The organism is Proteus sp. G2674 (assembly GCF_009915195.1).
GTDB classification, from domain to species: Bacteria; Pseudomonadota; Gammaproteobacteria; order Enterobacterales; family Enterobacteriaceae; genus Proteus; species Proteus mirabilis.
In genome coordinates this window covers 31166-53599 of record NZ_JAABLS010000020.1, presented here as the reverse complement: position 1 = coordinate 53599, position 22434 = coordinate 31166, and the positions used below count along the sequence as shown (strand labels likewise).

Sequence of the window (22434 nt, the reverse complement as noted above, 5' to 3'; positions counted from 1 at the left end):
CAAAATAAAAAACCCATATTTTTTAATATGGGTTTTTTGTCTACAATTTAGCCTTAAATTTATAGTCTAATGTATTCAGGATGGATAATGATCTTTAGTCGCTACAGTCTCTTTTTACTTGTTACTTTGGGGTTGCTTTCAGGTTGTGTTCAGCAACCTCAGCTTATTGATAGGGGGGATTATTTTGCACAAGTTGTTCCCAATAACCCTGGGCAAGATAATCGCGTAAAATTTTTAGTTATGCACTACACCGCCGTTGACGATAAAGAATCGTTAAAAACGTTAACTTCGGGAAATGTAAGCAGTCATTATTTAATTCCTACCAAACCAAATTATGTTGATGGTAAGCCGGTTGTGTTTGCTTTAGTGAGTGAAGATAAAAGAGCATGGCATGCGGGGCTAAGTCAGTGGGGAAATAGTGCAGGTTTAAATGATGGTTCTATTGGTATTGAGATAGTGAATTATGGTTATAAAGATCAGGGTACATTAAGAGAGTGGTTACCTTATACCGCAGAACAACTCTCAACCATTACTATGATGATGAAAGATATTATTCAACGCTATGGTATTGAACCACAAAATGTGGTCGGGCATAGTGATATTGCACCACAACGTAAAGTGGATCCGGGGCCACTTTTCCCATGGGCTGAATTAGCGAAACAAGGAATAGGCGCTTGGCCAGATGATGAAACAGTTACTTTCTATTTAGCGGGAAGAGCTGCCTCGGAGCCTGTTGATATTGCTAATTTTCAAACCTTGTTAGCGAAGTATGGTTATCAAACACCAACAACAGGGATATTAGATCCTGAAACGCAAAAAGTGGTTAGCGCATTTCAAATGCATTTTAGACCAAGTGATATTAAAGGTATTCCTGATGCGCAGTCAGAAGCTATTTTAATGGCGTTAATTGATAAATATCGAACTAAGTGGATACAGCCATCAACTGAGCCAATAAAACATTCAGATAATTGATAGTTATTAAGGATAAAAACTAGCCCCAAAGTGACTATTTACTTCGGGGCTATTTGCAATAATAGATTTATTTTACTGTATTAGGTGTAGCAATTTCTGTGTCGGTTTCTTTAAAACTGAGACTAATTAGTAATGAAATTGCGAATGCAATAATACCCGGTAATAACCAACCTAGGCCATACTCAGACAGTGGAATGTAACTAAATAGTTGTAATAAATCTCCATTTAGCCATTTTAACTGTTTTAATGTGTCAAGTAGGCTCATTAAAACAATGACACAGATTGTAAAGCGGTAAGTAAAACGCGGTGATTTTAGTTTATGGCGAACAAATTGTAGTAAGACTAGTGTCACCGATGTTGGATAAATCATTAATAATGCAGGAATAGTGACACGTAATAAGGTATCAAGACCAAAAGTAGAGACTAACGTCGTTAACAATGTAAATACTACAACCCAGAAGCGATAGCCTAAACGATGATGGAATGTCGCAAAGTAGTCTGCCGCAGCACTAGTAACCCCGACTAAGGTTGTCATACTGGCTAATAAAACAATCCCGCCCATCAACCAAGTACCGACAGAGCCAAATAAAGCGTCTACGTAGCGTGAGAAGATTTGGCCACCGTTAGTGGCATTTAGTGCCGGATCAGCAAAAACAGATACCGCGTGACTTGTGGCACCTAAATAGAACAAACATAAATAAAGGGCGGCTAAGAGTAAAACCGAAATCATCCCCGCTTTTATGGTGATAAAACCAATTTGTTTAGGATTGGTGATCCCTTTGGTATATAACGCACGAGCCACGATCCCGCCAAAAGCCATAGCAGATAGCACATCCATGGTTTGATAACCGTCAATAATACCGGAGAAGAAGCCATTTACCGCATAAAGGCCGGTAGGCTCTTCAATAGGGGAAAGCGGTTTAGCCACTACAGCAATACCAACGACAACCAGGAGTATTAAGAGCGCTGGGGTCATGAATTTACCGATGGCACTGATCATCGTACCTTGTTTAAGCATAAAGAACATACTTAATAGGTTAAATATTAATGCGAAAGTCAGATGTGTCGTGGTATTTTTTTCAATAAGACCAAGAGGTAAAAATCCCATCTCATAGGCGGTGTTCGTGACCCGAGGCATTGCAAAGGTAGAACCGACAATCAGGTAAAGTGCAATCCAAAATAACACCGCAAACCATGATGGCAAGTCGATAGAAAGGCGTTCACCACGTCCACGAATAGCTACGGTGACTAAGGTTAAAAAAGGGAGTAAGACACCCGTAACCAAAAATCCTAATGACGTACTAAACCATTGGTTTCCAGATTGGAAACCTGCCATTGGAGGGAAAATAATATTACCAGCGCCAAGGAAAAGAGCAAAAACCATCATTCCAAGGACTAGCATGTCTTTTGTTGAAAGCATAACTAATACTACCTGTCTGAGAGAGAATATCTTAATAATTTATACTTGTTATTCTATATTTAGCCTAATTACTAGGTAATTATCTTGTAAAAATAGTGTTTGAATAACGAAAAGAGAATTGATAGTAACAAATTCTGACAGAGATGTAAGAAGAAATAGGTGTTTAATCCTGATCCAGCAGCAAAAGGAGCATAATAAATGGCTATAAAGCAGGGGGGCAAGCAGTGTGATCCTCTAGCTAGGATCACAATTGCTATATAATTTTGTAGACATTAGTGATAAAACACAAAAAATATCGTGTTTAAATAAATTTATTGATAGCGACAGCAACACCGTGTTCTTTATTAGATAATGTAATAAATTTCGCCACTTTTTTGATCTCTTCAGGAGCGTTTCCCATCGCAACACCCAATCCTGCGTACTGTAACATCGCTAAATCATTATCTTGATCGCCAATACACATTATTTTCTCTGGAGTGATTTTTAAATGTTCTGCTATTTTTTGTACCGCGTTTCCTTTATTGACATCGGTATTTAATATCTCAATAAAATAAGGAGCACTACGTAATATGCTGTATTGTTGATAGATATTAGCAGGTAAATATTGCATTGCGTTATCTAATACCGTAGGTGTACCAACGATCATAAATTTACTAAAGCGCATATCTCTTTGCATTTCGCTTAAGGGGCGATAATAGAGAGGTGTCCACGTTAAGAATGCTTCACGACAAGTAAAATGGCTAATATGGCGATTGGTGGTATAAATTTTATTATCACTTAAAACATGAAAGTGAACACCTATCTCACGGGAGAGATCTTCAAAATAGAGGTAATCTTCAAAATTGAGCAAGTCTTCGGTGATAATTTCACCATTTTCTGCTTGGTGAATTTGGCTACCATTATTGCTAATGCAAAAGTTATCAGATGTATCAAGATTAAGTGCTTTTAAATAGGGAGAGATGCCGTTAAAAGATCGCCCAGATGCAAGAACAATGTGCACTCCAGAATTTTTAGCATGTTGGATCGCTTGATGTACTTCAGGTGTGATCTCATGTTGTTCGTTTAGTAACGTTCCATCTAAATCAATAACGATAAGCTTAATACTCATTATCATCCCCATATTAAAGTAAAGCAGTTAATGGTTGGTAAGGGCGAGGCATTATCATCACATAACTGGGGCTTTATTTATGTGACACGAAAGAGAATATCTCTATGCCACATAAAAGTCAGTCTAATCACAACAAAGTGATTGCAAATGTAAGGGCTGTTTTGTCTCTAACTCGATATCTTGATTTTGCCTAAAGTCAAATGGAGTGATGCCATACTCTTTACGAAACATATAAGTAAAGTGTGATTGCGAGCCAAAGCCGAAATCTAATGCAATATCAAATATTGAGCGGTCACTGGTGCGTAAAAGATGGATAGCCCCCGCTAAACGGCGTTGGCGAATATACTTTCCTAAAGAGGTGCCCGTGACTTCTTTAAAAATTTTCTGCATATGCCAAAGGGAATAGCCGGAGTAAGCCGCTAGCTCTTCAAGGTGTATTACGCGACCTAAATGCTCCTCAATCCATTTACTTAGCGCGCAAACTAATGCGAGATGATTATCTTGTGGCATTACAGTTCCATTCTATCGATGAAGTTAAGGTAAAAAACAAAATTAACTCCTTAATATTATACAAAAAGTGGCAAACAGAGAAATCCATATTAGTTGATTGCTGTTTCTATGTGTTGGCAAAATGTGTAATTAAAATAAAAATGCCTATTTTGCGTACAATTAAGAAAAAATAGTGCCAATTATCTGTTTTCTGTCGAGGAAGCATTTAACTTTCTTTATGAAAACTATGCTAAATTTAATCTTAGAGATAACTTATTGCGAATTTTATAACAACAGTGATAGGCGTTGTTATCGTATTAAAGCGAATGCCTATTTTGTAATAAGTACTATTAACAAAATGTATTTAAAGGATTTTAATTTGAACGCAAAGAAAATAATTATTAGCTTAATAATTATATTAGCTATCAGCTTGGGGTTGTACCTTGTGGCGTTAGATAATTTTTGCGATCAAGGCGAAGATTTTCAGCAAGGTATCTGTCGCTTTACCATCTTATTCCCCTCTAAGCAGCCGTAAAAAACCCGCTTTCTATGCTTTTTCCCCCTCTATCACAAAATGTATTTGTTATTCAAGTCAGATTAGTGTTTTAATGGTGGCTTGAAATAAACAAAATCGTAAACATTGATTTACACTTTTACCTGATAGATGAAGAAAAGAGGATGTATGGCGAAAGAGTCGCAACAAGCAGAATTAAAGCGCGGTCTTAAAAATCGACATATCCAGCTGATTGCGCTGGGTGGGGCTGTCGGCGCTGGTCTGTTTCTTGGTATCGCGCAAACCATTAATATGACTGGGCCATCAGTTATATTAGGCTATGCGATTGGTGGTTTTATTGCGTTTATGATCATGCGCCAACTTGGTGAAATGGTTGCCGAAGAGCCGGTTGCGGGTTCATTTAGTCACTTTGCCAATAAGTATTGGGGGCCATTTGCTGGCTTTTTATCAGGTTGGAACTACTGGGTTATGTTTATTCTTGTCGGTATGGCTGAATTAACCGCCGCAGGAAAATATATTAATTATTGGTTACCTGATATTCCGGTGTGGGTTTCGGTAGCGGTGTTTTTTGTTGCTATTAATTTAATTAACCTAATTAATGTCAGAATGTATGGTGAAACCGAGTTTTGGTTTGCCATTATAAAAGTTTTGGCGATCGTTGGTATGATTTTATTTGGTAGCTATTTATTGGTCAGTGGTAATGGTGGTCCACAAGCTTCTGTGAGCAATTTATGGGAACTAGGTTTCTTCCCTCATGGCTTTACTGGGTTTATGTCTGCATTAGCTATTGTGATGTTCTCATTTGGGGGACTTGAGCTGGTGGGGATCACGGCCGCAGAAGCAGAAAATCCTAAAGTAAGTATCCCCAAAGCAACTAACCAAGTTGTTTATCGTATTTTGATTTTCTATATTGGTTCATTGATTGTACTGCTTTCTCTTTATCCTTGGACCCAAGTGGTGAAAGGAGAAAGTCCTTTCGTACTTATTTTCCATAATTTAGATAATTTTGTTGTTGCCCATATTTTAAATGCGGTGGTTTTAACCGCGGCATTATCTGTCTATAACAGTGGCGTTTATTCTAATAGCCGGATGCTGTACGGTTTAGCCAAACAAGGCAATGCACCGCATTCATTATCTAAGGTTAATAAACGTGGTGTACCTGTTATTTCTTTGGGGTTATCTGCGATAGCCACATCACTCGGGATCTTGGTTAACTATTTACTCCCTGATCAAGCTTTAGAGCTATTAATGGCATTAGTGGTAACAACATTAGTGCTTAACTGGATCATGATCTGTTTAGCAAACTTAAAATTCCGTGCAGCTAAAATTAAAGAGGGTGTAGAGCCTTCATTTAAAGCACTTTGGTATCCTTATGGTAACTATCTGTGTTTAGCCTTTTTATGTATGATTTTGGTCATTATTCTAATGATGCCAAAAATTAATATTTCCGTTATTTTGATGCCATTTTGGGTAGGCTTGCTCTGGATAGGTTTTAAGATCTCAAGAACTAAAAAATCGCTGACAACCACACAAGCAAGGCAAGATAGTTAAATTATCTTGGCTAAGTTAGCCTAAGCGAAAGATAAGAAAAACGCGATATTAAAAAAGTGACTCTAAAAAGGGTCACTTTATTTTTTATTAGGGCAATCGATCACTGCCAACGTAACCAAGCAAATAAAACATTACCGTTATTATAGGTTCCTGGTACATAAGTCGCCTGTAATGATAAGTGTCCATAACCGACTGACACTAGCGGTAGAGGTAATGGCATAGGAATATAGTTATACTCATGACGAGCAGTCACACTTAAGGTAAAGCCCGCCCCCATGCGAAAACCCTCTCTATCTCCACCGGGATACCACATTTTTTCAAAACCATAGCCCATAATAGGTTGTACACGATTATTGGAATCCATAAAGGCCATAGCATATAAGCCATGCCAATCACCCTCATTATCATAACGATATTTACCCATACCAAATCCCCAAGGCGTTTCGTTATAACGATTGGTTTTTTCTTTATCGTAAGTAAAACGGTTATGCCAAGTCCATACCGGTAAATAGTAGTCATATTGGTCATTATCCCAAGTTTGGGTAAGATTACGTTTAAATTTTCCCCAATAGCTTTCCTCATTTTTTTCTGAGAAAGTGTTCTCTGCTGGCTGAGGTTTTTTTGTCGTAATAGTCTGAGGTGTGTTTTGCGTATTTTCAGAAGCAAAAGCAGGTGCTGTTAACGTAACTGAAAACAGTGTAGCTGCTAATAGGCTAGAGTGAAAATAGGTAGATGACATATATAACTCCGAATACGGCATTGCGGTGGTTCTGGTAATGTTAAAAAAATTTGTGTCATAGTGTTATTTAATTAGTGAAATATTCAGATAAGAGCTATCCGAAATTGAACTATTTTAATAACATTATATTTAATTTCAAATGGTTACAAAGAGATGTATCTCAGTTGCTCCCATTTAAAAGATAATTATTTATAGTATTAGTTAATATAATTGAGGATTTATTAAGCTTAATAATGATACATAATTTATTAGATTTTAGAATAAAACAAACTAAGTAAGATAATAACGATTAAATATTATCTAAAAAACATTATAACATAATATAACGATTACATATCCATCGGTTTTTTTATCGCATATTGAAATATTAATATAACGTTAATAATGAATAGTGTTTGTTATATGGGCAAAATTGCAAAGGAGCAGGATAATAGAGTAATTAATAATGAGAGTTAAATAAAAAAAGCAAAAAACGAAGATGTGTTTATAAAGTGTTTAAGTTTTATGGCTGCTGGATAAAGTGATCACTTCACTATAGCACCCCTAAAGAAGGGGTAAATCTGTGAGTTATGAGTAACGAGGGGAAAACCCACAGATTTTAAGAAAAAATCGTTTAATTATTGAGATAACGGTTCTTTACTAATAACTAATAGTCGATGAGTATGAATATCGCGATCTTTTCCCCAGCAAAAATCTTCCCATTTTTCATAAAGTTCATCAGTGTTATTTAGTTTAATAAGAGGCCGCTCTTCTTCAGTTCCATCAGAAATATAAATGTATAAATTGGCTTTAAAAGCCCAGTCAATCATTGTCTCCCAGAATCGTTTACCAGCGCCCGTTTGTTCTTCATCAGAGACAACGATATTATAATTTTCGAGTAAATAATTAAAAAATGCCCTAGGAATAGCTCGGGTCACAGTACTATGTTCTGCAGCAACCGTGCGCCAAACTTTGACTTGTGTACATATAGTTTTGGTATAAAAATATAAATCATCGAGCCTGCCTCTATTATAGATAAGCTAGATTAATTTATCTTCTAACATAGAAAAGTTAACTTAAAGCACGTTAAGTGAGCTGATAAAGGTTGTCACTATCAAACTAGCTTCTTTATCTTCTGCATGCGATACTCTTGTGGCTTATATCATATAAGCTTTGGCTCGGGGCGCCTATTGGCTGAGATGAACCCGTATAACCTGATCTGGATAATGCCAGCGTAGGGAAGTCAAGGTCACTGTGCTGATTAACAGAGCCCGACTTTTCTGTAACTGGTAAAGGAGGAGTTAATCAGTGAGATATAACGCATTGTCTATCGCCGGCACCGATCCGAGTGGTGGGGCAGGGATACAGGCTGATCTGAAAACATTTTCCGCACTGGGTGTATATGGCACAACAGTCATGACTGCACTGGTAGCGCAAAATACCTGTGGTGTACACTCTGTCTATGATTTATCCCCTGATTTTGTCGCAGCACAATTAGATGCGGTACTTTCTGATGTCAGAATAGATAGCGCTAAAATTGGTATGCTTTCTAATGCCAGTATTATTGATGTCGTTTGCGATAAACTGCAACAATATCCCATTCCTTTTGTCGTACTTGATACTGTTATGCTTGCCAAAAGTGGCGATCCACTGTTACAACCTGATGCTATTGATAAAATGTTCACTCAGTTATTACCCCGCGTTGATTTGATCACGCCAAATCTGCCTGAGGCGGCAGCACTATTAGGTTGTGATATCGCGACAGATGAAACAACTATGAAACAACAAGGTGAGGCATTACTTTATCAAGGTTGTCAGGCGGTATTGATGAAAGGGGGCCATTTAAGCGAGAAAGAAAGTCCTGATTGGTTATTGACCCAAGATGGGCAATGGCGATTTACTTCACCGCGCATCAATACAAAAAACACTCACGGTACGGGATGCACACTTTCAGCCGCTTTAGCTGCTATTCGTCCTCAAGTTTCTGATTGGCAAAGTTGTGTTAAACAAGCAAAAGCCTATTTACAGCAAGCGTTAGAACAGGCAGACAGTTTAAAGGTGGGACAAGGTTTCGGCCCTGTACATCATTTTCATCGCTGGTGGTGATATCAAAAAGCCCCTATTAAAGGGGCTTCAATGCGTAATTTAATCGTAAAAATTAAGCAATAGTCACAGATTTATCTAAATAGACATCTTGTACGGCATTAATTAGAGCAACACCGTCTTTCATGGATTTCTTAAAGGCTTTACGACCTAAGATAAGCCCCATGCCCCCAGCACGTTTATTAATGACTGCAGTACGTACTGCATCAGCAAGATCGTTATTACCCGATGCTCCACCTGAGTTAATTAATCCTGCACGTCCCATATAGCAGTTAGCTAATTGGTAACGCACTAAATCAATGGGGTTTTCGCTCGTCAGTTTAGTGTAAACACGCTCATCAGTATGACCAAAACCAATCGCTTTAAAGCCACCGTTATTTTCAGCCATTTTCTGTTTAACAATATCGGCACCAATGGTTGATGCTAAATGGTTGGCTTGACCTGTTAAATCAGCACTTGCATGGTAATCAACCCCATCTTTCTTAAAGGCTGGATTACGTAAATATGCCCATAATACGGTAACCATGCCTAATTCATGGGCACGTTCAAATGCCATCGAGATCTCTTCGATTTGGCGGCGGCTTTCTGGAGAACCAAAATAGATAGTCGCACCTACAGCAACAGCGCCCATTTCAAAGGCTTGTTCAACACTGGCATACAGCGTTTGGTCGTATTGAGTTGGATAGCTTAATGTTTCGTTATGATTAAGTTTTACCAAAAATGGGATTTTGTGTGCATAACGACGAGAAACAGAAGCTAGAACACCATAGGTGGAAGCAACACAGTTACATCCGGCTTCAATGGCAAGCTCAACAATATTTTTGGGATCAAAATAGAGTGGGTTCGCTGCAAATGAGGCAGCGGCAGAGTGTTCAACACCTTGATCGACAGGTAAAATAGAAAGATAACCCGTTCCTGCTAAACGACCATGGTTAAACAGGGTTTGCATAGAACGCAATACGGTATTAGGGCGATTGTTATCAATCATCACACGATCAACAAAGTCAGAACCTGGCAGGTAGAGATTTTCGCTTGGGATGGTTTGGCAGCGATGTTCCAATAATGAGTTAGCATCAGCACCTAACAAACTTACTATATCAGTCATTACTTACTCCAGTTCACGATGAGATGATAGTGATTGTCATTTATCTACATTAAGATAACAAGTCACATTGGGGCGGTAACCGGCAGTGGATCGCTTCAGGTAGTACAATAAATTCAAATTTATCCCCTAAAAGGGGTTCACCATCTAAATTAAATACCATTTCATGAGCCGCACTAATAGTGACCCAATCACTTTCTCGCTCAATAATTTTGTCATTTTTCTTACGATCGAACAGACTGGTTAATAGAGAAGGAAGCAATTCACGGGCTTCAACAAGGGTAATATTGAGTTTATTGTCATTAATCAGTGCTTCGGGGCAAAGTTGTTGTCCGCCTCCCGCTTGGCGTCCATTACCAATACCGATAATTAAAGCTTCACCTTTCCAATGAAAATTTTCAGCTTCAACGGTGCATTGATCCGCTTTTAAGGTATCAATACGCAATAAACCATTAATAAAATATGCAGCACCACCTAAGGCGGATTTTAGTGCTTCAGGGGTTTCAGTGGTGATCTTGGTGCCAAAGCCACCTGAGGCCATATTGATAAAGTAATGTGTTTTGTTCACATTAATAATATCGACAGGAACGGCGCGACCTTTAATCGCTAAACTGAGCGCTTTGTCCATCTCTAATGGGATTTGTGCACTGGTGGCAAAATCATTTGCAGTCCCTAAAGGGATAATGCCTAACGCGGGGGGCGAAGAGGGGGCTAAACGAACCAGCTCAGAGGCGACATTATTGATCGTACCATCACCCCCTGCGGCGATAATGGTTTGCGCTTGAATATGTAGTGCTTCTTGCACAAAGCGTTGAATATCACTTGATTCCCATGTCACTCTGACTTGGATATCATTACCTTCCTTGCGTTGTTGATAAACCGCTTGTCGCAGAGCCTCATTGCCTGAGTTTTTCCATTGATAATCAGCAAACTGATTTGGCCCATCAATATGACTCCTTAATTAATATGACTTATTTAAAGATAATGGATATTAGGCGAATTACCATTTTTTTTACAAAGTATCACCAAAGCCAAAAGCAATTTACGTTACTCAAAAAATAATAATAAAAATAGCGGGGGGGTAAAAAAAGAAAAGGCAAATCCAAGGGAGATTGGATTTGCCAAGGAGGTGGTTCCTAGTCTTACTGTATTCATTCTAGTTCTTTATTTTTCGAAATAGATGATACGGCAAATGAATAGGTATTGATGTGATCTATCTTTGAAATTGACCACATCAAATCAGATAATGATGATTTACTTCACTTCTACCGCATCAATTTTATGAGGTTGACGGGTTGTCGTTCCTGGCAGATTACGAATAAGCAGTGCAAAGTTTAAATCAACATCGTCAGGAACAGGTAAATAAACCACATGGCCGTTACCCGGAGCAACATCTGTCGGCTGTTGTTTTTTATTAAATAACGCATCTAAAGTGAATTGAATATTTCCTGTTGGTGTCATTAGCTCTAAGCTATCACCTAAGATAAATTTATTTTTAACATCCACTTCAGCTAAACCGTTAACACGTTTACCTGTAAATTCCCCTACAAACTGTTGTGTATCTGATACCGAATAGCCGTATTCATAGGTTTGGTAGGCATCATGGGTATGGCGACGTAAAAAACCCTCGGTATAACCGCGGTGTGCCAAACCTTCTAGCGTTGTCAGCAGTGTCGGATCGAAAGGCTTACCTGCAACAGCATCATCAATAGCACGGCGATACATCTGTGCTGTGCGTGCGCAATAATAGAAAGATTTAGTACGACCTTCAATTTTCAGTGAATGTACACCCATCTTAGTTAACTGCTCAACGTGTTCGATAGCGCGCAGATCTTTTGAGTTCATAATATAAGTACCGTGTTCATCTTCGAACGCCGTCATATATTCACCCGGACGTTTAGCTTCTTCAATTAAGAACACTTTATCAGTGGGGGCACCTACACCTAACGTTGGCTCAACATTTTTTACCGGGATAGGTTGGTACTTCTCGACAATATTCCCCACTTCATCTTCTTTGCCTTCTTCAACTTTGTATTCCCAACGGCAGGCATTTGTGCATGTACCTTGGTTTGGATCACGTTTATTGATATAGCCTGATAATAAGCAACGACCCGAATAAGCCATACACAAGGCCCCGTGAACGAAGACTTCAAGCTCCATATCAGGGACTTGTTTACGAATTTCTGCAATTTCGTCAATAGATAGCTCACGAGAAAGAATAACGCGAGTTAAGCCCATTTGACGCCAGAATTTTACGGTAGCCCAGTTAACGGCGTTAGCTTGTACTGAAAGGTGGATATCCATATCAGGGAAAGCTTCACGCACCATCATGATCAAACCCGGATCAGACATAATCAGCGCATCAGGCCCCATATCAATAACTGGTTTTAAGTCACGGATAAAGGTTTTTAATTTTGCATTATGGGGGGCGATGTTAACCACAACATAGAAGCGTTTACCTAATTCATGCGCTTCTTGTATTCCTTTAGCAAGGTTTTCGTGGTTAAACTCATTATTACGTACGCGTAAACTATAGCGAGGCTGACCTGCATAGACCGCGTCTGCGCCATAAGCGAATGCATAGCGCATATTTTTTAATGAGCCTGCAGGAGAGAGCAATTCGGGTGTAAACATGATTAATTTCCTGGTTCTGATTTCAAGTCAGTCCCCTACACAAAAGGTAAGGGTATATCATAAAGGGGAGGATTCTAGCGCTTAACTGTAGCGAGGTTCAATGTATTCCTGAAAAAATATCATCGAAAACGATAGGCTGCGGTTTCCCAACGATAGCCTTGTCCATAAATTGAACGAATAAATTCAATTTGATCGTTAAGTTGCTCAAGTTTGCGCCGTAAGTTTTTTATATGGCTATCAATAGTACGGTCGGTTACGATGCGATAATCATCATACAGATGATCCATTAACTGGTCACGGCTTAACACTTTGCCCGGTTGTGTAGCTAATGCTTTAATAAGACGAAATTCAGCGGTAGTTAAATCAAGAATTTTATTATGATATTGAATTTGGTAAGCCTGCTCATCAATAATAACTAAGGCGCTATTTTGCACAATATCCTGTGGCCGATAATAGCGACGCAATAATGTTTTTACACGGGCAACCACTTCCCGAGGGCTATAAGGTTTGCAAATATAGTCATCAGCACCAATTTCCAACCCTAATAGTCGGTCTACTTCTTCTGTTTTTGCGGTGACCATAATAATAGGAATATCGGAGAACTGACGTAACTCTTTGCATAGGGTAATGCCATCTTTACCCGGTAGCATCAGATCAAGCAGGACTAAATCGTAATGAGATTGTTTGATATGTTGTATAACCTCAGTACCATCTGCCAGCCACTGTGTTTGATAATCAGATGCTTGAAGATAATCAATAAGTAATTGTGCCAATTTCGGCTCATCTTCAACGATTAAAATTGAATATGTAGATGTGGTCGTGGTCATTGTCTATATGGCTCAATAGTTATCAATTAGGACAATAATATTCAGTATAATCAATAGAGCAAAATTTAATTATCTTCAGAATAGACAGGTAATACGATAAGTATTTTTACTCCACCGATAGCGGATGGCATAGCCGTAATTTTACCATTATGAGCTTCGACAATATTTTCGCAAATCGCAAGCCCCAAACCAGAGCCACCGCTGGAACGATTACGAGAGCTTTCGGCCCGATAAAAACGTTGGAATACCGCTTCATATTGTGCTTTATCTAGCCCCGGAGCGCTATCTTCCCACACAATCAACACATTATTATGTTCTCTTTTGCTACTAATATGCAATTGACCACCAGAATTGGTATAACGAACACTGTTTTCTAATAGATTATGAAAAAGTTGGATCAACCTATCCGGATCAGCTTGTACAATCAGTTTGACGTTATCATCTAAATCAGTCTGTAAAGCAATCTCTTTGGCTTGATAAATATGCCGATAAGAGGCGACAGCTAACAAAATAATTTCATTAATATCAATAAAATCCTTACGATAGGTCAAAGAGCCTCTATCAGATAATGATAACTGATGTAGATCGTTTACCAATTTAGTTAAATTTGTTACTTCAAAGAGTAATGAATTTAACGTTTCTGCAGTTGGTTTTCTTACACCATCTTGTAACGCTTCAAGCTCTCCTTTTAAGATAGCCAATGGCGTACGTAACTCATGGGAGATATCTGCCATATAATCACGGCGAATTTGTTCATTTTTTTCCAGTGTACTGGCAAGTTGATTAAAATCCGTTGCTAGCTGGCTGATTTCATCTTTATTGGTTGGGGTCACACGAACAGCAAAATCGCCAGCGGCTAATTTATGGGTTGCCTCCACTAATCGCTTTACTGGGCGGATCATGCTGCGTGACAGGATTAACGTAATTAATAGCGCAAAAAGCACCGTTAAGCCGGCAATGATCCAACTGGTGCGTAACTGTTGCTTATCAAAGCTAATATCTGCTTCGTTGCTGATTTTATCCGCTGCACTGACAATTACCCAGCCGACAATTTCATCATGATAAGTAATAGGTTTTTTAAAGGTTTCTGCGGGGAATTGATTATCATGGCCAAATAAGCGTTTCATCTGTTTATCGACGATCCAAAACTGAGTACGCCATCCTCGAGGGGCAGGGCCTTCACCACTTTGACTTATTTGGTCAATGGTTCGTAGTATCTGATAAATAGAGCGATCATCTCGATTGAGAAAACGCCAATCTCCGGTTAATTGATATTGATCGCTTAACGCTTCGGCTAACAAGGTTGCCCGCTGTTCACTGTTCTTCTTGATATAGCCAATAAAACCCTGCTGGAAGCTACTACGAATACCGATATGCATAGCAAATACCACTATCATGCAAGTCGCGAAGATCACCAAAAATAGCTTACTTCTTAGTTTCATGCATTTGCCTCTTTTTTGTTATGGCGTCGCTGTTGCCAACGTTGGCGAACACCATCAAAAAACAGATAGATAATCGGAGTGGTATACAGGGTTAATAATTGGCTCATAAGCAAGCCACCCACAATGGTAATGCCTAATGGCTGCCTTAATTCCGCACCATCACCACTACTTAACATCAGAGGTAAAGCGCCAAAGAGCGCGGCTAAGGTGGTCATAATAATAGGGCGGAAACGCAATAAACTGGCTTGAATAATCGCTTCTTGAGCGGATAGTTTTCCTTCTCGTTGAGCCGTAATCGCAAAATCCACCATAATAATGGCATTTTTCTTCACAATACCAATTAACAGCATAATGCCAATAAGAGCAATTAAGCTAAAGGGGGTATCAAACAAGCGCAGTGCTAATAATGCGCCAACACCGGCAGAAGGCAATGTGGATAAAATAGTCAATGGATGAATATAGCTCTCATAAAGCACACCAAGGACGATATAGACGGTGACGATAGCCGCTAAGATCAAGATAAGTTGTGACTTAATGGTTTCTTGAAAAATTTGTGCTGTACCCGCAAAGGTGCCTCGTACCGTGTTAGGCACACCTAACTCTGTCATGGTTCGCTCAATGGCGTTAATGGCATCAGATAAGGTATAGCCCTCTGGCACATTAAAAGCGATGGTAGAGGCGGCAGATAACCCTTGGTGATTAACACTTAAAGGTGCATTAGCGGGATACCAACTGGCAAATGCAGATAATGGAATACGTTCACCTTGTGTATTCATCACATACATTTTATCTAGTGCAGAGACATCTTGCGTATATTGTTCAGACACTTCCATCACGACTTTATACTGATTTAGCGGGGCATAAATGGTAGAGATCTGCCGCTGCCCAAAGGCGTTATTTAATAAATTATTGGCATCACTGACATTAATGCCTAATTGCGACATAGTATCGCGATCATAAGTGAGTGCCATTTCGGCACCTTTATCTTCTTTATCTGAGTTGACATCAACCAGCTCAGGTAATTCGCCTAACGCTTTACGTATTAATGGCTCCCATTTACGTAATTCACTTAAATCATCAGCGAGTAAAGTAAACTGATAACTGGCATTGGCTTGGCGTCCTCCTGCACGTACATCTTGTACAGGCATTAAAAATAGTGTTGCACCGGGTTCATTAGCCAGTTTGATACGAAGGCGATTGATCACTTGATTTGCACTATCTGTGCGCTCTGAGAGCGGATTAAGTGAAATAAACATAAATCCACTATTAATACGTCCTCCTCCCGTAAATCCCGTGACGCTATCAACATCTTTATCTGCATTAATCTCCTGCATAAAACGGGTCATTTTTTCTTTCATCGATTGGAATGAAATACTTTGGTCTGCACGTACAAACCCCATTAAACGACCGGTATCTTGATCTGGAAAAAAGGTTTTCGGCGCACTGATATATAAATAAGCATTCAGTCCTAAGGTGGTAATAAAAATAGCCATGATCCAGCGTTTATGCCGTAATGCCGCTTGTAGTGTGACACTGTAACCTTGTTGTAAGCGAAAAATTAACTTACCAAATCCGCGTAAATGTGACTGTGCTTTGGGTTTTATGCCTTTTAATAAATGGGCACACATCATTGGGGTTAATGTTAAGGAGACAAATAAAGAGATCCCAATCGCAGTGGTTAAGGTAATGGCAAATTCTTTAAAAAGTCGTCCGACAAGGCCATCCATCAACAAGAGAGGAATAAATACCGCCACCAATGAAATACTCATTGAAAGTACCGTAAAGCCCACTTCGCTAACCCCTTTTAGGGCGGCTTGTTTAGGTTTTAAGCCATTTTCGATATGGCGAGAGATATTTTCGAGTACGACAATCGCATCATCCACGACAAATCCGGTTGCAACCGTTAATGCCATTAATGATAGATTGTTTAAGCTAAAGCCACATAAATACATGGCCGAAAAAGTACCAATTAATGAAACGGGTACGGCAACAGCGGGGATCAAGGTAGCACGCCCTGAACGTAGAAATAAGAATACCACTAAAATAACCAGTGCCACGGCAATCGCTAATGCGCGTTCAACTTCTGCTAATGAGGCACGAATAGTGGGGGTTCTATCTTGAGCCACCTTTAAATTGACACTGGCAGGGAGTAGCTCACGTAATTCGGGGAGTTCATCACGAATGCGGTTGACAGTTTCGATGATATTGGCGCCTGCTTCACGGCGAATAACCAGTAAAATAGCCGGTTCACCACCACTCATTCCTGCCGCCCGTGCGTTTTGTACAGAGTCTGTCACTTGGGCAACATCACTTAAACGCACGATAGCATCTTGATTATAATGCACAATAATTGGGCGATAATCTTGAGCTTTGCTTAACTCATCGTTAGTTTGTATCTGCCAACGATTTTCATCATTATGAATAAAGCCTTGTGGTCTTCTTACATTGGATTGACTAATGGCTTTGCGTACATCATCAAGACTGACATTTTGATTAAATAGCGCATCAGGATTGAGTGCAACACGCACAGCCGGCAGTGAACCCCCCCCTACGGAAACTTCACTCACTCCTTCAATTTGCGAGATTTTTTGTGCCAAGCGTGTTGATGCGAGATCATAAAGCTCACCGGTATTTTGTGTTTCAGAGGTCAGCGTTAAGATCATAATCGGTGCATCAGAAGGATTTGATTTGTAATAACGCGGGCGACTTGGCATCCCTGAAGGTAATAGGCTTTGTGAGGCATTTAACGCAGCCTGTACATCTCTAGCTGCGGTATTAATATCTTTATTTAAGTCAAAAACTAATGTGATACTGGTACTACCTAAAGCACTACTTGACGTCATCTCATCAATCCCCGCAATACGCCCTAAGGAGCGTTCAAGGGGAGTGGCAACAGAAGAAGCCATCGTTTCAGGTGATGCCCCTGGTAATGAGGCATAAATATTAATGACCGGATAATCAACTTGTGGCAGTGGTGCGACAGGTAACAACATAAAACCTAATGCACCACAAAGAGAAATGGCTAGGCTAAGTAGTGTAGTAGCAACAGGTCGTTGAATAAATAGAGCAAACAGCTTCATGACACCGCTCCATTATCATGTTCAACGCGTTTATGGCGATTAAGGTAAAGTGATAATTTATCAAACAGCAAATAGATAACAGGGGTGGTAAATAAGGTGAGTATTTGACTCATAATTAAGCCCCCCACCATACATACACCTAATGGTTGGCGTAATTCAGCCCCTACGCCAGTGCTTAGCATTAAAGGTAATGCACCTAATAACGCAGCCATAGTGGTCATTAAAATAGGGCGAAAACGTAGCAGACAAGCTTGATAAATTGCTTCGTAAGGAGATAGTCCTTGTTCTCTTTCAGCGGCCAGTGCGAAATCGATCATCATGATGGCATTTTTCTTAACAATACCAATCAACAAAATGATGCCAATAATCGCAATAATATCTAGCTCATTACCGGCTGCCATCAGTGCCAATAATGCACCGACACCCGCAGTAGGTAGGGTAGATAAAATAGTAATTGGGTGAATAAAACTTTCGTATAACACGCCTAATACAATATACATAGCAACGATGGCCGCAATGATAAGCCACAGCGTGCTGGAAAGGGCGCTTTCAAAAGCTAATGTAGCCCCTTGAAACTGTGTCGTAATATCTTTTGGCATCGCAATTTGCTCTTCTGCTTGCTTAACGGCATTAACAGCAGCTTCAAGAGATGCGTCTTTCGCGACATTAAATGAGAATGTGGTAGCAGGAAATTGCTCTTGGTGATTGATAGATAAAGGCGCGAGACGTTGCTCCACAGAGGCAATAGATAAGAGTGGCACCATAGCACCCTCTTTGCCGGTTAAATGAACAGCAGAAAGTGCCTGTAGTCCTTCACTATTGTGCATATTTTGTTCTAAGACAACACGATACTGATTTGCTTGGGTGTAAATCGTTGAAATAAGTCGCTGTCCAAAGGCATTATACAGCGCATTATCAATGGCACTCATTGAGATCCCTAAGCGACTGGCTGAATCTCTATCTACATTGATATAGGCCATCATCCCATCAGCTTGCCAATCACTGCTGATGTCGGTAAGTTCCGGACTCTCTTGTAGTGCCTGTGATAATTTAGGCACCCAATAGGCAAGCTCATCAAGGGAGGTTGCTTGCAAGGTAAATTGATATTGAGTACGGGAAACTTGTGTATCAATAGTTAAGTCTTGTGTGGGTTGTAAATAGAGTGTAATTCCTGCAATAGATGCGACTCGTGCTTGTAAACGAGGAATAATTTCATCAATACGTGAATCACGTTGATCGAGGGGTTTTAAGGTAATTTGCAAGCGACCTGTATTGAGGGTGGCATTACTGCCATCGATACCCACAAAACTCGCAATATTCTCAACGGCCGGATCGTCAATCAGTTTCTCAACCACTTGTTGTTGTTTTTCAACCATCGCTTGATAAGAGATGGATTGTGAGGTTTCTATTGTACCTTGTAGTAACCCATTATCTTGTAAAGGGAAAAAGCCTTTAGGGATAAATAGATAGAGCAAAACTGTTAGTGCTAATGTACTGAGGGCAACACCTAATGTTATCCATTGATGATTTAATACACGTTTTAACCAAACCGCATACACGGCGATCATCTTTTCAAAAAAGCGCTCACAAGCCATTTCAAAACGATTGTGCTTAATTTGACTTTCTGGTTTAAGTAAGCGCGCACACATCATTGGCGTTAAGGTTAAAGAGACTACTGCGGAAATTAAAATCGCCACGGCTAAGGTAATGGCAAACTCTCTAAATAAACGACCAACAATATCTCCCATAAATAACAGAGGGATCAGTACGGCAATTAAAGAAAATGTCAGTGAGATAATAGTAAAGCCGATTTCTCCCGCCCCTTTTAAGGCTGCGGTTAACGGCTTATCTCCTCGCTCTAGATAACGGGAGATATTTTCTATCACCACAATGGCATCATCAACCACAAAGCCTGTCGCAATGGTAAGTGCCATTAAGGTGAGGTTATTGACAGAAAAACCGCAAAAATACATCACCGCAAAAGTACCCACTAAGGAGAGGGGGACGGCAATGCTAGGAATAAGAGTGGCAACACCATTACGTAAAAATAGATAGATAACCATGACCACAAGTGCAATCGCCAAGCCCAGTTCAAACTGGACATCTTTCACTGATGCCCGAATAGTCGTGGTTCTATCGGTTAAGATCTCAACATTTACCGATTTAGGCAAATTAGACACTAAATCCGGTAATAAATTACGAATATTATCCGTTGTTTCAATAACATTAACACCCGGTTGGCGTTGCACATTGATAATAATGGCTTGTTGATTATTGGCCCAAGCACCAAGCTGGTTATTTTCTGGGGCTTGTTCAATGGTGGCAATATCGGCAAGGCGGATAGGGGCACCATTTTTATAGCTAACAATCAGTTTGCGATAATCATCTAATGATTTCATTTGATCGTTGGCGGATAATGTTACCGAGCGAGTGGGGCCATCAAGGCTACCTTTGGCAGAGTTAACATTGGCATTATTAATAGCCACGCGGATTGTTTCACTATCTAACCCATAAGAGGCGGCTGCTTGGGCATTCAATTTTACGCGCACAGCAGGGCGTTGTCCGCCGGCTAAAGAGACTAAACCAACGCCGTTAACTTGCGATATTTTCTGCGATATTCGCGTTTCTACCATATCCTGTAGCTGTGTCATCGGTAATACAGAGCTGGTGACGGCTAAGGTTAACACTGGCGGATCAGCCGGATTTACTTTGCTGTAAATGGGCGGATAAGGTAAATCAGTAGGTAATAAGTTAGTTGCTGCATTAATGGCCGCTTGTACTTCTTGCTCTGCGACATCTAACGGTAATGTGAGTTGGAACATCAGTGTAATGACTGATGCCCCACCTGAACTTTGTGAGGACATCTGTTTTAAGCCTGACATCTGTCCAAATTGACGCTCTAACGGTGCTGTTACCGCAGAGGTCATCACCTCGGGGTTTGCCCCAGGATAGAGTGTGACGACTTGAATGGTCGGATAATCAACTTCAGGTAATGCAGACACTGGCAGCATACGATAACCGACTATTCCTGCTAATAAAATCGCGACCATAAACAGCGTTGTTGCCACTGGACGTAAAATAAATAAACGAGATGGTCCACCACCTGTAGCGGGTATTTTTTCGCTCATTATGCTTTCTCCGCAACAACGGGATCAGTGGTTTTAGCTTTAGGTGCCAGCGGTGTTACAATCTCGACTTTGGCACCTTGCGTTAATCTATCCACACCATCGGTGACAACACGTTGATTAGCGGATAACCCTGAGGCAATGACAACTTTATCTGCATTTTGTGATGCAACCTCAACAGCGAGTTTGCTGACTTTGTTTTCCTCATCAACAACCCAAACAAAGTGTCCTTCATTTCCCATTTGTAATGCTGCATTGGGGATCACTACTGCTTTTTCTAATGTAGTGACATATAAACGAATATTGACAAATTGATTGGGAAATAGCGTACTTTCTTGTTGAGGAAAACGGGCTTTTAATTTGATAGTCCCTGTAGTGGCATCAATTTGATTATCAACACTAAATAGTGCCCCTTGTGCTAATTCAATTTTATTATTTCTGTCTAATGCAATAACAGGTAATGTAGGGCTATTTTTACGGGCTAAGATAACCTGTGATAGATCTTGCTCTGGTAATGTAAAGAGCACATCAACAGGATCCATCTGGTTAATAACGACAATTGGCGTAGATGAGCCACCAGAAATATAGTTACCGACATCAACCTGCTTTAATCCCACCCGTCCTGAAATAGGGGCCGTTATTTTGCTATAGGTTAATTGTAATTGTGCATTATTAATTGCTGCTTTATCGATACTAATACTGGCTTCAGACTGTTTGACTAAAGCCGCTTGGTTGTCTAATTCTTGTTGTGAAACCAAATGGGTCTTAGCCAATTTTTGGTAGCGAGCTAAATCAAGGCGCGCATTTGCCAGTGTGGCCTGATCTTTTGCCAATTGCCCTTTAGCTTGCGCTAATTGCACTTCAAAAGGGCGTGGGTCGATCTCTGCTAACAAATCGCCTTGATTCACTTGTTGGCCTTCGGTGAAATGCAACGCCATTAATTGCCCTTCCACACGGCTTGTCACGGTCACACTATTGACGGCTTTCACTGTGCCTAAAGCGGTTAAAAATTGCGGCACATCTTCTTGTGTAGATGTCGCCACTTGTACAGGTGGCATCGGTGGTCGTCTTGAGCCAGCTGTACTTCTATTTGGTGTATTCGCAGTAGGGGTATCTTTACTCACAGAAGGTGCGCTGTTGTTTGAAGAGTATTGCCAATAGGCGATAGCGCCAGCGATAACAATAAGCAGGGTGATAATAAGAGAAAATCTTTTTTTGGTCTTTTTGTTGTTATTCATTGCGTTGGTGATCCTACTGACAACTCGCTAATTGAGAAAAAATGAAATGACACAATCAATTATGACATTCTACCTATTTCTTTAGGGGTAAAAATGGAGGAAATATGAAAA

16 protein-coding genes, 1 pseudogene and 1 riboswitch are annotated in these 22434 nt (G+C 40.0%); of the genes and pseudogenes, 4 read left to right on the top strand and 13 right to left on the bottom strand.

Annotated features, from left to right (window positions below):
* Positions 1 to 87 precede the first annotated feature (87 nt).
* On the top strand, positions 88 to 972 hold the full coding sequence (locus GWI58_RS09830; protein WP_017628032.1) for a peptidoglycan recognition protein family protein: 885 nt from the start codon (positions 88 to 90) through the stop codon (positions 970 to 972).
* A 67-nt stretch (positions 973 to 1039) separates the two neighbouring features.
* Here GWI58_RS09830 and brnQ read toward each other — a convergent pair whose 3' ends face one another.
* The 3 genes from brnQ to GWI58_RS09815 all read right to left on the bottom strand — a co-directional run bounded on the left by brnQ (position 1040) and on the right by GWI58_RS09815 (position 4010).
* Positions 1040 to 2392: a branched-chain amino acid transport system II carrier protein gene (gene brnQ, locus GWI58_RS09825; RefSeq protein ID WP_004243464.1), complete on the bottom strand. Its 1353-nt coding sequence runs from the start codon at positions 2390 to 2392 to the stop codon at positions 1040 to 1042.
* Positions 2393 to 2693: 301 nt separating this feature from the next.
* A complete protein-coding gene (gene yidA, locus GWI58_RS09820) occupies positions 2694 to 3500 on the bottom strand; it encodes a sugar-phosphatase (protein WP_004248301.1) in 807 nt (268 codons plus the stop codon).
* A gap of 123 nt (positions 3501 to 3623) precedes the next feature.
* Entirely contained in the window at positions 3624 to 4010 is a 387-nt protein-coding gene (locus GWI58_RS09815) for a helix-turn-helix domain-containing protein (protein ID WP_020945857.1), read from the bottom strand.
* Between the two features lie 217 nt (positions 4011 to 4227).
* Here GWI58_RS09815 and mgrB point away from each other — a divergent pair, with 217 nt between their 5' ends.
* Both mgrB and GWI58_RS09805 read left to right on the top strand, forming a co-directional pair.
* Positions 4228 to 4524, top strand: a complete 297-nt coding sequence (gene mgrB / locus GWI58_RS17965) for a PhoP/PhoQ regulator MgrB (RefSeq protein WP_004243459.1) — start codon at positions 4228 to 4230, stop codon at positions 4522 to 4524.
* A gap of 147 nt (positions 4525 to 4671) precedes the next feature.
* Positions 4672 to 6054 carry an amino acid permease gene (locus tag GWI58_RS09805; RefSeq protein WP_004248300.1) on the top strand — a complete coding sequence of 461 codons (1383 nt, stop codon included), beginning with the start codon at positions 4672 to 4674 and terminating at the stop codon, positions 6052 to 6054.
* Between the two features lie 100 nt (positions 6055 to 6154).
* Here the strand turns inward: GWI58_RS09805 and pagP are convergent, their stop codons facing one another.
* Together pagP and GWI58_RS09795 are read right to left on the bottom strand one after the other, a co-directional pair.
* Positions 6155 to 6793, bottom strand: a complete 639-nt coding sequence (pagP, locus tag GWI58_RS09800; protein WP_237611688.1) for a lipid IV(A) palmitoyltransferase PagP — start codon at positions 6791 to 6793, stop codon at positions 6155 to 6157.
* Between the two features lie 617 nt (positions 6794 to 7410).
* Complete coding sequence (locus GWI58_RS09795) at positions 7411 to 7710, bottom strand: hypothetical protein (protein ID WP_237611687.1); 300 nt, start codon at positions 7708 to 7710, stop codon at positions 7411 to 7413.
* Positions 7711 to 7941: 231 nt separating this feature from the next.
* Positions 7942 to 8030, top strand: a riboswitch (TPP riboswitch).
* 50 nt (positions 8031 to 8080) lie between these two features.
* Between GWI58_RS09795 and thiD the strand changes: the two genes are divergently transcribed.
* Entirely contained in the window at positions 8081 to 8878 is a 798-nt protein-coding gene (gene thiD / locus GWI58_RS09790) for a bifunctional hydroxymethylpyrimidine kinase/phosphomethylpyrimidine kinase (protein ID WP_094959486.1), read from the top strand.
* 52 nt (positions 8879 to 8930) lie between these two features.
* Here thiD and fbaB read toward each other — a convergent pair whose 3' ends face one another.
* From fbaB to GWI58_RS09750, 8 genes and pseudogenes are all read right to left on the bottom strand, one after another.
* Positions 8931 to 9980: a class I fructose-bisphosphate aldolase gene (fbaB, locus tag GWI58_RS09785; RefSeq protein WP_004243453.1), complete on the bottom strand. Its 1050-nt coding sequence runs from the start codon at positions 9978 to 9980 to the stop codon at positions 8931 to 8933.
* Between the two features lie 49 nt (positions 9981 to 10029).
* Positions 10030 to 10922: pseudogene (gene yegS / locus GWI58_RS09780) on the bottom strand (lipid kinase YegS).
* Between the two features lie 309 nt (positions 10923 to 11231).
* Positions 11232 to 12611 (bottom strand): prephenate-dependent tRNA uridine(34) hydroxylase TrhP, encoded by a 1380-nt coding sequence (gene trhP / locus GWI58_RS09775; protein ID WP_004243450.1) that lies wholly within the window; start codon positions 12609 to 12611, stop codon positions 11232 to 11234.
* Between the two features lie 119 nt (positions 12612 to 12730).
* Positions 12731 to 13438: a two-component system response regulator BaeR gene (gene baeR / locus GWI58_RS09770; protein ID WP_004243449.1), complete on the bottom strand. Its 708-nt coding sequence runs from the start codon at positions 13436 to 13438 to the stop codon at positions 12731 to 12733.
* Positions 13439 to 13503: 65 nt separating this feature from the next.
* Positions 13504 to 14880, bottom strand: a complete 1377-nt coding sequence (gene baeS, locus GWI58_RS09765) for a two-component system sensor histidine kinase BaeS (protein ID WP_004243448.1) — start codon at positions 14878 to 14880, stop codon at positions 13504 to 13506.
* Entirely contained in the window at positions 14877 to 17960 is a 3084-nt protein-coding gene (gene mdtC / locus GWI58_RS09760; RefSeq protein ID WP_004243447.1) for a multidrug efflux RND transporter permease subunit MdtC, read from the bottom strand. The genes baeS and mdtC overlap by 4 nt, the downstream gene beginning before the upstream one ends.
* On the bottom strand, positions 17957 to 21088 hold the full coding sequence (locus GWI58_RS09755; protein ID WP_004243446.1) for an MdtB/MuxB family multidrug efflux RND transporter permease subunit: 3132 nt from the start codon (positions 21086 to 21088) through the stop codon (positions 17957 to 17959). The genes mdtC and GWI58_RS09755 overlap by 4 nt, the downstream gene beginning before the upstream one ends.
* On the bottom strand, positions 21088 to 22323 hold the full coding sequence (locus tag GWI58_RS09750; RefSeq protein WP_110229146.1) for an MdtA/MuxA family multidrug efflux RND transporter periplasmic adaptor subunit: 1236 nt from the start codon (positions 22321 to 22323) through the stop codon (positions 21088 to 21090). The genes GWI58_RS09755 and GWI58_RS09750 overlap by 1 nt, the downstream gene beginning before the upstream one ends.
* Positions 22324 to 22434 lie beyond the last annotated feature (111 nt).